The organism is Streptomyces sp. NBC_01288 (genome assembly GCF_035982055.1).
In the GTDB taxonomy this organism is placed as follows: domain Bacteria; phylum Actinomycetota; class Actinomycetes; order Streptomycetales; family Streptomycetaceae; genus Streptomyces.
The window spans coordinates 1,355,538-1,368,976 of sequence record NZ_CP108427.1; the positions used below are offsets into that span (position 1 = coordinate 1,355,538).

9 protein-coding genes and 1 tRNA gene are annotated in these 13,439 nt (G+C 71.1%); 2 read left to right on the forward strand and 8 right to left on the reverse strand.

All coding sequences use genetic code 11. From position 1 onward, the window contains the following. Positions 1-12: 12 nt before the first annotated feature. The 7 genes from asnB to OG194_RS06060 all read right to left on the reverse strand — a co-directional run bounded on the left by asnB (position 13) and on the right by OG194_RS06060 (position 10,098). Positions 13-1,947 (reverse strand): asparagine synthase (glutamine-hydrolyzing), encoded by a 1,935-nt coding sequence (gene asnB, locus OG194_RS06030; RefSeq protein ID WP_327399801.1) that lies wholly within the window; start codon positions 1,945-1,947, stop codon positions 13-15. A gap of 2 nt (positions 1,948-1,949) precedes the next feature. Next, complete coding sequence (locus OG194_RS06035; protein WP_327399802.1) at positions 1,950-3,503, reverse strand: Wzz/FepE/Etk N-terminal domain-containing protein; 1,554 nt, start codon at positions 3,501-3,503, stop codon at positions 1,950-1,952. Then, positions 3,500-4,867, reverse strand: a complete 1,368-nt coding sequence (locus OG194_RS06040; RefSeq protein ID WP_327399803.1) for a Wzz/FepE/Etk N-terminal domain-containing protein — start codon at positions 4,865-4,867, stop codon at positions 3,500-3,502. Before OG194_RS06040 ends, OG194_RS06035 begins: the two co-directional genes overlap by 4 nt. Then, positions 4,864-6,129, reverse strand: coding sequence for a glycosyltransferase family 4 protein (locus tag OG194_RS06045; RefSeq protein ID WP_327399805.1), 1,266 nt, complete (start codon positions 6,127-6,129; stop codon positions 4,864-4,866). Before OG194_RS06045 ends, OG194_RS06040 begins: the two co-directional genes overlap by 4 nt. Next, positions 6,119-7,435, reverse strand: coding sequence for a nucleotide sugar dehydrogenase (locus OG194_RS06050; RefSeq protein WP_327399806.1), 1,317 nt, complete (start codon positions 7,433-7,435; stop codon positions 6,119-6,121). Before OG194_RS06050 ends, OG194_RS06045 begins: the two co-directional genes overlap by 11 nt. A gap of 70 nt (positions 7,436-7,505) precedes the next feature. Next, positions 7,506-9,005 carry a sugar transferase gene (locus OG194_RS06055; RefSeq protein ID WP_327399807.1) on the reverse strand — a complete coding sequence of 500 codons (1,500 nt, stop codon included), beginning with the start codon at positions 9,003-9,005 and terminating at the stop codon, positions 7,506-7,508. A gap of 1,019 nt (positions 9,006-10,024) precedes the next feature. Then, positions 10,025-10,098 (reverse strand) — tRNA-Pro (locus OG194_RS06060). A 168-nt stretch (positions 10,099-10,266) separates the two neighbouring features. Between OG194_RS06060 and OG194_RS06065 the strand changes: the two genes are divergently transcribed. Next, the gene (locus tag OG194_RS06065; RefSeq protein ID WP_327399808.1) at positions 10,267-10,977 is read left to right on the forward strand and encodes a transketolase; all 711 of its coding nucleotides are present in this window, start codon (positions 10,267-10,269) and stop codon (positions 10,975-10,977) included. Between the two features lie 50 nt (positions 10,978-11,027). Then, on the forward strand, positions 11,028-11,954 hold the full coding sequence (locus OG194_RS06070; protein WP_327399809.1) for a transketolase family protein: 927 nt from the start codon (positions 11,028-11,030) through the stop codon (positions 11,952-11,954). Between the two features lie 69 nt (positions 11,955-12,023). On the opposite strand, the gene OG194_RS06075 is transcribed toward OG194_RS06070, so the two are convergent. After that, positions 12,024-13,418, reverse strand: coding sequence for an MFS transporter (locus OG194_RS06075; protein ID WP_442811499.1), 1,395 nt, complete (start codon positions 13,416-13,418; stop codon positions 12,024-12,026). Positions 13,419-13,439: the final 21 nt, after the last annotated feature.

A 13,439-nucleotide genomic window follows, 5' to 3' on the forward strand; every position in this document is an offset into this window, starting at 1 on the left:
AACTCCTGTTTTCTAAGCCGTCGTCCGAGCGCTCTGGGCGGAGCCAGAGGTCGCGTCGCGATACCAGTACTCAAGGGTCAGTACGTGCCACAGATGCTTGGAGTAGTCCGCCTGTCCGGCGGCGTCCTCGGCGACCATCCGGGCCAGCGCGTCGCGGCGCAGGAACCCGGAGTTGACGAGCACGCCGTCGTTGACCACCTCGCGCACCAGCGGTGCCAGGTCCCGGCTCATCCAGGCCCGCAGCGGGGCGCTGAACAGGCCCTTGGGCCGGTACACGATCTCCCGGGGCAGGGTCGAGGTGGCCGCCTCCTTGAGGACGGCCTTGCCCTGCCGGCCGACGATCTTGCGGCTGCCGGGTATGGCGAACGCCGCCTTGACGACCTCGATGTCGACGTACGGCACCCGCACCTCGGTCGACGCGGCCATGCTGGAGCGGTCCGTGTAGGCGAGGTTCAGGCCCGGCAGGAACATGCGGGCGTCGGTGAGGCACATGCGGTTGACGAAGTCGTCGAGGTCGTTGTCCTGGTAGACGTCCGTGTGTTCGGTGACCACGTCGTCGACCGTCCCGGCCAGATCCGGGTTGAGCAGGGCGAGCAGTTCGTCCTGGTCGTACATGGTGTAGCTGCGCCGGAACGCGGTCTCCTCCGGCAGATCGGCGAAGGAGAGGAACCGCTTCGCGAAGCGCACCGACCGGTAGCCGCGCCGGGCCGAGGCGACCGGCAGCCGGTCCACGACCCCGGACACCCCGCGCCGCAGGGGCCGGGGGACGCGCTGGTAGCGCAGCGCGAGCAGGTTGGCGAAGTGCTTGCGGTACCCCGCGAACAGCTCGTCCGCGCCCATCCCCGAGAGCATCACCTTGACCCCGGCCTCCCGGGCGGCCATGCAGATCAGGTACGTGTTGATCGCGGCGGGGTCGCCGATCGGCTCGTCCAGGCTGTACGTCATCTGCGGCAGCAGGTCGAGCACGTTCGGGGCGATCTCGATCTCGTGCAGGTCGACACCGAACTGCTCGGCGACCTGCCGGGCGTAGCGCAGATCGTCGGGCATCGCCTCGAACTTGGCGTCCTCGGCGCGGAATCCGATGGTGTACGCGGAGATCCCGGGCTGGTGGCGGGCCGCCAGCGCGGTCAGATAGCTGGAGTCGAGGCCGCCGGAGAGGAAGGTCGCCACGGGTACGTCGGAGAGCAGGTGGCGCCTGGTCGATTCCTCGACGATGGCGGCGAGGTCCGGCCGCTCACCGGCCAGTGCCCGGTCCCGGCCCTCAGCGGCGACGTCCTTCAGGTTCCAGAAGCTGCCGCGCTCCACCCGCCCGTCGGGCCGGCAGCGCAGCCAGCTCCCCGGCGGCAGCTTCTCCGCCTCGCGGAACGCGCAGCGCGAGTCCGGCACCCAGTAGTAGAGGAGGGAGGCCACCAGCGCCGCCTGGTCCACCTCCAGCGACTTGCCGGTCGCGGCGGCCAGCGCCTTCAGCTCGGAGGCGAACATCAGGCCCTGGCCGCGCCGGAGCAGGAACAGCGGCTTGATGCCCAACTGGTCGCGGACGAGCACCAGTTCACCGGTCCGCTCGTCGAAGACGCCGAACGCGAACATGCCGCGCAGCCGGGGCAGGCAGTCCGTGCCCCAGCGCCGCCATGCCTCCAGGAGCACCTCGGTGTCGGAGGTGCCGCGGAAGCGCACCCCGGTGGCCTCCAACTCGGCGCGGAGTTCGGGCGCGTTGTACAGCTCGCCGTTGTACGTCAGGGCAAGGCCGTCCGAGACCATCGGCTGGGCGCCGGTCTCGGACAGGTCGATGATGGACAACCTGCGGTGCCCGAGCTGCACTTCGCCGTCACCCAGGGGGTGGCCGTAGCGGCCCGAGCCGTCCGGGCCGCGGTGGGCGAGGGTGTCGGTGAGCCGGTCGGTGACGGCCTTTCCGTCCGGCCATCGGTATGTGCCCGCGATGCCACACACGTCTACCGCACCTCCTGGTCGTTGTCCGGGACCCGTGCGGCCCGTATCGGCTGGCGTTCCGTGAGTCGACGGCCGTCCCCCACTGCCTGAACGGCGTGGGAGGTACCCCCACCGTTCTGCCAGGTCGGCCGCTCGCTTTGGCCGCGCAGCGCGTTGGCCAGCCCGTCCCACAGCGTGCCGTCGGTCCGGTCGCGCGGATCGGGGTCGATCAGCACCACGCCGATCACCGGGATGTGCTGGTCCGCGAGTTGTCGGGCCACGGTGTGCAGCCATGCGGCGCTGCCGTGCCCGGCGCGCACGACGAGCACGGTCCGGGAGCCGAGGTGCTGGAGGTCGGTCCACGCCGTGCCGGGTGCCACCGAGCCGACGCCGATCCGCTGCTCCTGCGGGGACACGGTGGCGGCCTTTTCGGCGCCGACCACGGTGGGGTCCCCCGGTTTCGGGCGGCGGCCCGAGAGCTGCGTGCCGGGGAGGCCGTCGACGACGGTCACCGGACCGTCCTCCCTCAGTGCCCGGGCGAGACCGAGGGCGATCACGGCCGTGCTGCGCGCGCAGCCGAGTTCAAGGAGCGACAGCGGTTCCGCCGAGCCGCGCGAGGTGCGGGCCAGCGTGGTGGCGAGCCGTTCGCGTGCCGCTCGGGTCCGCCGGCGCTGCCACAACCTGCCGGAGCGGCGCGGTAGTTCGGCGATGACGGAGGCGCCGAGGTTCGCCGCGATGTCCCGGCGCAGCACAGGGCGGTCCGCGACCACCACGCCGACCGCGGCCAGCGCGAGCCCGAGGAAGAGCCCGAGGACAAGGCCGATCACGCCGTCGGTGACGAGGGCCTTGGGCAGCGAGTGCCGCACCGCGCGCGGGGCGTCCACGATCTGCGTACCGGCGACGAGCTGGGGGGCGCCGACGCGGGCCTCCTCGGCGCGCTGGCCGAAGTCGGAGATCTGCGAGGTGAGTTCGGCCCGGCGGGCGAAGAGCGACTCCAGGTTCGCCGCGTCCTTGGGGTCGCTGTCGGGCGACCGGCCGCCGATCGACTTGTTGATGTCGGCGAGCTCCGCCTGCATCCGGGCCTGCTGGTCGAGCAGGCCCTGGGCGTTGGCATTGGCGATGTCGTTGATGCGCTTGGCGTGGTCCGCGACGAACGCCTCGGCCAGTGCCTTGGCCCGGGCCACCGCCTCCGCGTCGGTCTTGCCCGTCACATCGATCTCAAGGACGTTGTTGGTCAGTCCGGTGCCCCGGTAGTCCTTCATGAAGTCCTCCGGTTTTTCCGGGGACTTGAGGATCCGCAGGGCCTGGCCGGCGATCCGCGAGGTCGCCAGCAGCTGGGCGTCGGTGCGGATCAGCGTTCCGGTGTCGTTCGGCTGGTCCTCCTGATGCGCGACCAGCACCTTGGTCACGGCGGCCGGGGCCGGCGGCAGCGCGACCGCCACGGCCGCGCCGGCCAGCATCCCGAGGAGCGCCATGGCGCCCCACAGCCGGCGGCGTCTGCGCACCGCGACCACCAGTGCCTGGAGGTCGAGGAGCGGGGTGGCGGCCGACGACTCCGAAGTCGTGCTCGTCGTCACGCTGGATCTCCTGTCGCGTGGCCGTGTACCGCGAACGTCAAAGTGGCGTCGTCGGGCAGTCGTTCGGCGGTTTCCGTCGGTCGGGTGCGGACCGAGCCGGCGACGACGACGCCGACGAGCTCGTGGCCGCCGTCCGCGCACGCCTCGGCGATGCCGGCGAGTTCTCCGGCGGTCCAGCTCCCGGCGCCGAGGACGGCGAGGGCACCGGACTCGGTGTCGCGGTCCGGCACGATCGGCCGGTCCACCGAGACCTCCACGACCCGCAGTTGCGGGTCACCGGAGGCCTCGGCGACGAGCTGTCCGGCGGCCAGCCGGGCGACCTCGTCGCCTTCCGGTACGACGACCAGCAGCCGCCGGGGGGCGGGCAGTTGGTCCCGGAGGCGGGCGCACACCCGCCGGTAGCGGAGCCGCCGCTCGGCCTCGTCGCCGGATCGCTGCGGGGTCGGTGCGTCCCACGGGGTGTCGGTGCCGAGAAGGCGGCGGAGCCGGGCCCGTGAGCCGTGGCTCGCGGGCCGGTGCCCGTGTCGTTCGCCGGGCACGTCGACGGTGCCGAGGAACGGCGAGCCGAGCGCCGCGGCGATCTCCGGTTCGGTGCGCAGCCGACGGCTCACCCGTGCGGCGGCGAGATGGCCCGCGACCGCGAGCAGGAGGAACAACAGCGCCCCGCCGACGGTCAGTTGTATCCTCGTCGGCGCCGCCGCGCCGGTCGGCCGGGGGGCGGGCCCCATGACGACCATGCTGGCCTTGGCGCCCGCCGGGTTGGCCTCCTCCAGCTTCTTCATGGCGTCCTGAAGCCCGGTGCGCAGACCCTCCAGCTCGGTGCGGGCCTGCACGCCCTCCACGGTCTGCCCCGGATCCGCCGAGTCGGCCAGCTCGGTGATACGGCGGTTGGTCTCGGCCACCTGCTTGCGCAGCGCCTCCGTCGCCGTGTCCGCCGCGGGGTCGGTGCTGCCGCCCGCGATACGGGTGGCGAAGGTGACGAACTGCTGGGCCAGCTGGTCGGAGAGCCGCTGCGCGCGCTCCGGGGTGTCGGCCGTACCGGAGACCTTGATGATGTTCCCGTCGTCCGCCTTGGCACTCACGTCTTTCTGCAGTTCGGTGCCGTCGACGCCCCACTTCAGCGCGGCGGCCGCGCGGTCGACCACCGCCGAACTGGTGGCGATGTCCACCTGGGTCAGCAGTTCGCGCTCTTCCCACTGGCCCGGCAGCAGCACCGATGCCTCTGCCGTGTAGCGCGGCGGAAGCAGCAGCACCGAGGTGCCGTAGCCGAAGAGCGCGCCCGCTACGGCGAGGACGGCCAGAAGCCGCCACCGCCGACGGAGAATCCGTCCGATCGTGACCAGGCGGATCGTGTCCTCATTCAATGGTGCGGCCTCTTCCCCGTACGGAGCGGCCCAGCCGCGGACACCGGGGTTTGGTCCCGGCAGGCGGCGGCATAGGCGGCGAGCAGTGACGCTTGCGAGTTCTCCCAGGACAGCGGCCCACTGACCCGCTCCTGGCCGATCTTGCCCATCCGCGCCCGCTTCTGCGGATCGTCGAGGAGCAGCGCGATGAGCTTGGCGAACTGGGCCTCGTCGTCGTCGGGCGCGTAGACGGCGGCGTCACCGGCGGAGACGCGCGCCTCCCGGAGGTCGAACGAGACGATCGGCCGTCCCATCGCCATGTACTCCAGGACCTTGTTCATGGTCGACACGTCGTTGAGCGGATTGCACGGGTCGGGAGAGAGGCACACGTCCGCCGTGCACAGGTAGCGCACCAGGTCGGCGTCCGGGATGCGCCCGGTGAACTGCACCTGCTCGGAGAGACCGAGTCGCCCGGCCAGCTCCACCATCGCGTCGAAGGCGTCGCCGGCGCCGACGAAGACCGCGTGCCAGTCGGTCCGCCCGAGTTCGTCGCGCAGCTTCGCCAGGGCCCGCAAGGCGTAGTCGACGCCGTCCTGCGGGCCCATGACGCCGAGGTAGCACAGGAGATGGGGCTTGCCGCGCTTCAACTCCGGCTCCGGCGGCACCGGTTGGAACCGGTCGGTCGCGGGCGCGCTGCGCACCACGAAGACGTCCTCCGGCCGCTTGCCGCCACGGCGCAGCGCGACGTCCCGGTAGCTCTCGTTCGTGGCGAGCACGATGTCCGCGGCCCGGTAGGTCCGCCGCTCCAGCGCGCACACGGCGCGGTAGAGCAGGTCCTCGCCGCGGTCGAACCGGGAGAGGTACAGCTCGGGCACCAGGTCGTGCTGGTCGAAGACGAACCGCGCGCCGCGCCGCTTCATCCACAGGGCCGGGAGGAACAGCAGGTCGGGCGGGTTGCAGGCGTGGACCACGTCGACCGGGCCGACCTTGCGGGCCAGCCGGACCGTGTGCCAGAGCGCCGTTCCGTACTCGCGTAGGTAGCCGGCCGGTCCTCCGGTGGCCGCGCGCAACGGGTAGCGGTGGATCCGCACCCCGTCGATCACCGCTTCCGGTTCCGTGTCCCGTTTCTCCCCCTGAGGGCAGATGACGTGCACTTCCCAGCCCGCGTCGCGCAGGGTGGTGCACTCCTGCCACACCCGCCGGTCGAAGGGCACCGAAAGGTTCTCCACCAGGATCAGCGCGCGTCGGTTCGACCCGTCGCGGCTGATTGCGTCACCAAGCAAGGCCCATGTACCCCGGTTCGTTCCGGCGCGTCTCTGCGTCGGGAAGGTGGATGAGGTCGACGATCATCGGTCCGCCCGTGTGGGGCAGCGCCGCCAGCACGGCCGGATCCTTGGTCCCGACCAGGCACACCTCGGCGTGCTCCAGCACCTCGTCGACGGAGTCGGCGAGCAGTTGCGCGAGATGCGGCAGCCGGCTCTCGATGTACTCGCGGTTCGCGCCGAGCAGCCGGGAGAGGCTCACGTTGGCGTCGTAGATCTTGAGGTCGTAGCCCTTGCCGAAGAGCCGCTCCGCGAGTTCGACGAGCGGGCTCTCGCGGAGGTCGTCGGTGCCGGGTTTGAAGGACAGCCCGAACAGGCCCACCTTGCGTTTGCCGGTGCGCTCGACCAGGTCCACCGCTCGCTGGAGATGGTCGGAGTTGGAGGCCAGCACGTGGGAGAGGATGGGTACCGAGACGTCGGCCCGCTGCGCCGCGTGGACCAGGCTGCGCAGGTCCTTGGGCAGGCAGGAACCACCGAAGGCGAAGCCGGGCCGCAGGTAGGCAGGGCTGATGTTCAGCTTGCGGTCGGCCAGGAACACGTCCATCACCTGGTGCGAGTCCACCCCGAGCGCCTGGCACACCGAGCCCAGCTCGTTCGCGAAGCCGATCTTGAGGCCGTGGAACGCGTTGTCCGCGTACTTGATGGCCTCGGCGGTCGGGATCGGCACCCGGAACACCTCGCCGGGCAGGCCCTCGTAGAGCGCCGCCAGCGCGTCGCCGCTCGCCGGGTCGAGTTCGCCGATGACGGTCTTGGGCGGGTCGAAGAAGTCCTGCACGCTGGTGCCCTCGCGCAGGAACTCCGGGTTGACCGCGACCCCGAAGTCCACCCCGGCCGTGCCGCCGACGTTCTTCTCCAGGATCGGCACCAGCAGGTTCAGGCAGGTGCCCGGGAGCATGGTGCTGCGGAACACGACGGTCTGCCGCCCGCCCCGCTCGGCGAGCGCGGCGCCGATCTCCTCGGTGACCCGCTCCAAGTAGGTGGTGCACAGGCTGCCGTTGGGCTCCGACGGCGTGCCCACGCAGATCAGCGACACCTCGCTGCCCATGATCGCCTCGCGGACGTCACCGGTGGCGCGGAGCGCTCCGGTCCGCACGACCTCGGCGATGAGCTCGCCGATCCGCTCCTCGACCACCGGGGCCTTGCCGTCGTTGACCAGGTCGACCTTCACCTGGTTCACGTCCACCCCGATGACCTCGTGCCCCATGCTGGCCAGGCACGCAGCCGACACACAGCCCACGTAGCCGAGCCCGAAAACGCTGACTCTCATGCCCCGTCTCTCCCCCCAGTCAGGCCCTTGCGGCCTGCGGTCCGCGCGTCGGTCGGTCGACCCCCGCGCATCAGTAGGCCCCCTGCCCGTGGAGCACCGCACGCAGCGTCTTCCACAAGATCACCGTGTCCAGGGCGAGCGACCAGTCCTCCACGTACCGCAGGTCGAGGCGGACCGCCTCCTCCCACGACAGATCACTGCGTCCGCTGATCTGCCACAGGCCGGTGAGCCCGGGCTTGACCAGCAGCCGTCTTCGGATGTCCGGGCCGTACGCGGCGGACTCCTCCGGCAGCGGAGGCCGCGGTCCGACGAGCGACATCGATCCGGTGAGCACGTTGAAAAGCTGCGGGAGCTCGTCGAGCGAGTACCGGCGCAGCACCGCTCCCACCCGGGTCACCCGCGGATCCCGGCGGAGCTTGAACAGCAGACCCGCGCCCTCGTTCCGGCCGGCCAGGTCCGCACGCGCCCCGTGGGCCCCGGTGACCATGGTGCGGAACTTGACGATGGTGAACTCGCGGCCGTCCTTGCCGACCCTGCGCTGGCGGTAGATCGCCCCGCCCCGGCTGTCCATCAGCACGAGCAGTCCGACGAGGAGCATCAGCGGCGCCAACAGCACCAGCAGAATCGTTGCGCCTATCCGGTCCACGACCCCTTTGATCGCCCGGCGGCCCCCGCTGAAGGTCGGCATGCTGACCCGCAGCAGCGGGATTCCGAGCACCGCGTCGACATGCAGGCGCGGGCCGGCCACCTCCATCAGCACGGGGGCCACGATCATCTCGGCGTCGCTGCCTTCGAGGTTCCAGGCCAGCCGCTGCAACCGGTCCGGTGACCAGTGCGGGTCCGGGGTGACGGCGACGACACGGTAGCCGTCGTGACGGACGTGCTTGGCGACGTCCTCCAGCAGGCCTATGACCGGGACTCCGTCCAACTGGTCACCGTCGAGGCCGCCTTGCTCGCCGTCGATCCCCCGGCCGTCCGTCGTGCACACCGCCTCCACCCGCCAGCCGAGGTGCGGGAACTTGCGGGTGCGGTTGATCAGGTCACGCACGGTGGCCGGGCTCCCGGCGGCGAGCACCGGTCTCAGGCACCGTCCTTCGTTGCGCTGTCTGTGCAGCCAGAGCCGGAGCACATACCGCTCGGTCATGGTGACGAGCGCGATCGCCGGGATCGCGACGAAGATCCAGAGCTTGATGTTGCGCGAGGTCAGAGCGATCCCGCCGAGCGCCAGCACGACGGTCGCCGTGAACAGCGAGCGTCCGAGCCGACGGAATTCCTCGGCACCCTGGCCGAGCACGGCCGGAGCCCACGACCGGCTCACCGCGAGCGCCCCCAGCACCAGCAACTGGGTGCCGAAAGCGAGAATCTCCCATTTCTCATGCCAGTTGGCCGCGTCCCGGGCCCCGAAGAAGTCGCCGATCGCCGCCACCACGAAAGCGGTGGCCACGGTGTCGCTGAAGATCACGGTACGGCGGTACCGCTGCTCCCAATCGGTCGCGGACTGGCTGATCGCCCCGTTCGCCAGACGCTCGCGCGCCGACGGAAAAGGGCCGACTATTCCCCCCTGCCGCACAGAACCCCCCAAGGTCCCCAGTGGTACGGCGTCGCCGCCGCACACTGTTTCGCCCCCTGCGGAGGGTCCCCGCCCCCCGCACTGTGCCTCCCCTAGGGAGGCCCCCCACTGCGCTGTTCCCCCTCAGAAGGCCACCGCCCCCGGCGTATGGCATCCCGACTGTCGCAGAGCTACGTGAACAACCCGGAAACCTGTCGGGACTTCGGATGCTCCCCGCGCACCAAGTCCCTCTTGAGCTCCGAGAATTGATCACCCCCACGTCCGGCGCGAGAGACGCGGCCACTGGCCGTCCACAACGCCGGACCCATAGATCACCTTTTGTCGCCTGGTGTCCCACCATGCGAAAGCACGGTCAATCTAGACCATCTATGGGCGCCTGGAGAGAGGTCTGTGTGGACTTTGTGCTCAATATTTGCAGGCGGGTCCATAGATCGGCGACCGCCTACGGGTGTCTCGGTGACGGAAAACGTGCGGTGCGCCCTGCGACGGCGGGAGTTCTCCGAGCCGACGGCACCGGCGACCCGAGGCGTCCCGGCACCGATCGACGACACCCGGGAACAGGTCTTCACCGCTCCGTTTGCGCAGGCAGACGCCGAGAACGACCTCGCCCGGGTCGTCGCCGTCGACTCCAAGATCGTGCGCGCCGACCAGCACGCCTCCGAAGCCCACCCAAACCGGCCACGGCCGTGTCGGGCGCCCAACCGCCCAACCCACATGCCTATGTGGCGCATTCTCGCGAGCCGTCCGACCCCACCTCAGGAGGCAGGGCAAGCGCGCGGTGGTGCCGCAGGGGCCGATCAGATCGCCGCACGCGAACACCGCGACGGACTCGGCCGCCGGCCTTCGCCGGTACGGGAGCGCGACAGGATCACGTCGAAGACCGCGCACCGACCCGTCCCCGAACCAGAACCAGCCCCGCACCCGACCCGGGAACACCCTGCGCCCACCACGCCCGCAGACACGACAAAGACCGCCTTCCCATCGCTGAGAAAACGGCCTCTGACCTGCGACTTAAAAAGTCGGGACGACAGGATTTGAACCTGCGACCCCTTGACCCCCAGTCAAGTGCGCTACCAAGCTGCGCCACGTCCCGTTGCCCGTCTGACCTGGGGTTTCCCCTGGTTGAACGCGCATGGAAACAATACCGCACTCCCGTCGATGATCGCGCACGCCTTTATTCGGCGCCGACTTTCGGCCGACTCCGCACGACTCCCCTGCGGCGCTTGACCTGAAGTTTGGTTGAGGTTGCACGATCGTCCGCATGACGACGACCACCACGGAACACAACCGCCTCCACACGTACGGCGAGCTGCCCCGCCTCATGGGGCTGATGACCGGCGACGAGAAGCACGGGCCGGCGGCGACCTCGACGCTGGATGCGCTGTGGGTCCTCTACGACCGGGTTCTGCGGGTCGGCCCGGAGCGGATGGACGACCCCGAGCGTGACCGGTTCCTGCTGTCCAAGGGGCACGGTCCCATGGCCTACTACGCGGTGCTGGCCGCCAAGGGATTCGTACCGGTGGAGTGGCTCCCGGACTTCGGTTCCTACGACTCGCCGCTCGGGCACCACCCCGACCGGGTGCTGGTGCCGGGCGCCGAGGTCGGCAGCGGGTCGCTGGGGCACGGGCTGCCGATCGCCGTCGGGACGGCACTGGGGCTGCGTGCCCAGGGGCGCGCCGAACCGCGGGTCTGGGTGCTGGTCGGGGACGCCGAGCTGGACGAGGGCAGCAACCACGAGGCCATCGCCTTCGCCGGGCCCGCCGGACTGGACCGGCTGCACACCGTCGTCGTGGACAACGCATCCGCCAGCCACGCCCGGCCGGGCGGCATCGCCGCCCGCTTCGAGGCCGCGGGCTGGTCCGCGGCGACGGTCGACGGCCGTGACCACGAAGCGCTGTACGCCGCCTTCAACGCGCCGCACCCCGGCCGACCGCACGTGGTCGTGGCCCGGGTGGAGCCGAAGTCCACCTGATCGCCCCCTCCCTCTCTCCCTCCTCACCAGCACATAGAGAAAGGCACCCCATGGACACCATGCGTGACCGTTTGGCCCCGGTCGTCTCCCGGCTGCTCGACGAGGACCCGCGGGTCGCGGTCGTGCTCGCCGAGATCGGCAAGGACGGCTTCGCGGACGCCCAACTCCGGCACCCCGACCGGGTGATCAACGTCGGCATCCGCGAGCAGCTCCTCGTCGGGGCGGGCGCGGGACTCGCCCTGACCGGGATGCGTCCGGTCGTGCACACCTTCGCGAGTTTCCTCGTCGAGCGGCCCTTCGAGCAGGTCAAGCTGGACCTCGGGCACCAGGACGTCGGCGCGGTGCTGGTGAGCGCGGCGGCCTCCTTCGACTGGCCGGCCGGCGGGTTCACGCACATGGCTCCGGGCGACGTGGCCCTCCTCGACACCCTGGACGGCTGGACCGTGCACGTGCCGGGCCACCCGGACGAGGCCGAGACCCTGCTACGGCACGCGATCGCCGCGGGCGACGACAAGGTGTACGTACGGCTGTCCGTCCAGTCGAACGCGGACGCTCTCCCGGTCGACGGCACGCGCTTCCTCACCGTCCGCGAGGGCCGCTCCGGCGTGGTCGTCGCCGTCGGACCGATGCTCGACGCCGTCCTCACCGCGACGGAGGGCCTCGACGTCACCGTCCTGTACGCCACGACCGTACGGCCCTTCGACGCGGACGCGTTGCGCGCGGCCACGCGGGCTGCCGGGACGGATGTGGTCCTCGTCGAGCCGTATCTGGCGGGCACCTCGACAACAGCCGCGAACGACGCGCTCGCCGATGTACCCCACCGTGTCCTCGGCCTGGGTGTCGGACGCGCCGAACTCCGGCGCTACGGCACCGTCCCCGAACACCTCATCGCCCAGGGCCTCGACGCGCGGACGCTGCGCGAGCGAATCGGCGGGTTTGCAGGAGGAGGTCATGGGCGGGTGGTGGCGCGGGGCTGAGGCCGCGCCGTACGACAACGCCCGTACCGTCACCCGCAGCCGCACTCACCGAGCCCGTCTCCGTCGCCGTCAACTCTCTTGCGGACACGCCCGTTCACGCATCGCCGCATCGCTCGGGGCACTCGCCCCGCTCGGGCCGACCGGTATCGCGTCGGCCCGTATCAGCCCGCGAATGGCAGGCACCAGGAGCAGAACGGTCGGCACCGCGAAACTCATCGCCCCCGCGACGAGCAGCACATGATCGGCACCGATCCCCGCAGCCGCGGGGCCCGCCAAGGCCTGGCCGACGGGCATCATCGCGAGGGAGCCCGCCACGTCGTACGCGTGGATCCGGTTGAGGACGTCCGGCGGGACCTGGGTCTGGACGCTGGTCGCCCACATCACGCCCCAGAAGGACATCCCCACCCCGGCGACAGCGGCGCCGGCAGCCATGGCCGGTACGCCGAATCCCGCTCCGACGGTCGCCGGGAAACCGGCGAAGGCGAAGAGGGCGATCGCTCCGGCGCGCAGCATACGGCGGGGGCGCAGCCGCAGGGCCAGCAGTCCGCCTACGACGGTGCCCGCGCCGAGGGCCGAGTTGATCAGGCCGTAGGCGCGCGGTCCGTGCTGTTGCACCACCTCTGTCGCGACGAGCGGAACGGTCGGTCCCCATACCGCGATCATGTAGAGGCACCACACGGCGATGACTCCCCAGAGCCATGTGCGTGATCTGAACTCCCGCCATCCCTCGACCAGATCGGCCTTGAAGGCGCCCGACCCGTGCCCCGGCTCGCGGCTGCCCGGTGCGAGCGGGGGCAGCCGGAGGAGCAGGAGGCAGAGGGCGCTGACCGCGTAGGTGGCGGCGTGGGCCGCGAACACGCCGCCGGGCGAGGTGAATCCGACGAGCAGGCCCGCCACGGCCGGGCCCGCGAGTTGGGCGGCGGACTCGGCGATGCGTATCGCGCCGTTCGCGCCCTGGATGTCGGAGGCGAGTCGCGGCACCGTACTCGCCACGCCGGGCTGGAACACCGCACCAGCCACGCCGTTGACGAAGCCGATCGCGCAGATCTCCCAGAGCACGACATGGCCGGTGAAGAAGAGGGCGGCGGCGAGGGACTGGGTGCCGAGGCGCACCAGGTCGGCGCCGATCATCAGTTTGCGGGTGCTGAACCGGTCCGCGATCACCCCGCCGAAGACGACGAGTCCCGCGAAGGCGGCGGCCGTAGAGGCCATGGCGAGGCCTACCGCGCCCGCGCCGTACCCGTGTTCCAGGAGGCCGGCGGCGAGGGCCACGGGCAGCATGGTGTCGCCGAGCCGGGCGACGGCGCGGGCCACGAAGAACAGTGCGAAGTCCCGTGACCAGACGGGCCGTTCGCCACCCCCGGCGCCTCTCTTCGCCGCCCCCGCAACGGCTTCGGCACGCCTTCTCGCACCCCCTCCGGCAACGATGTCATCACCGTCGCCGCCCGCCCCGACCGACTGCATCCCCCACCGCTCCGTCCCCCG

What these genes read in the sequence shown, in the direction of transcription:
- OG194_RS06050 (WP_327399806.1), bottom strand. Translation starts at nt 7,435, where the DNA reads ATGAGAGTCAGCGTTTTCGGGCTCGGCTACGTGGGCTGTGTGTCGGCT.
- OG194_RS06065 (WP_327399808.1), top strand. Translation starts at nt 10,267, where the DNA reads ATGACGACGACCACCACGGAACACAACCGCCTCCACACGTACGGCGAG.
- OG194_RS06070 (WP_327399809.1), top strand. Translation starts at nt 11,028, where the DNA reads ATGGACACCATGCGTGACCGTTTGGCCCCGGTCGTCTCCCGGCTGCTC.
- OG194_RS06075 (WP_442811499.1), bottom strand. Translation starts at nt 13,418, where the DNA reads ATGCAGTCGGTCGGGGCGGGCGGCGACGGTGATGACATCGTTGCCGGA.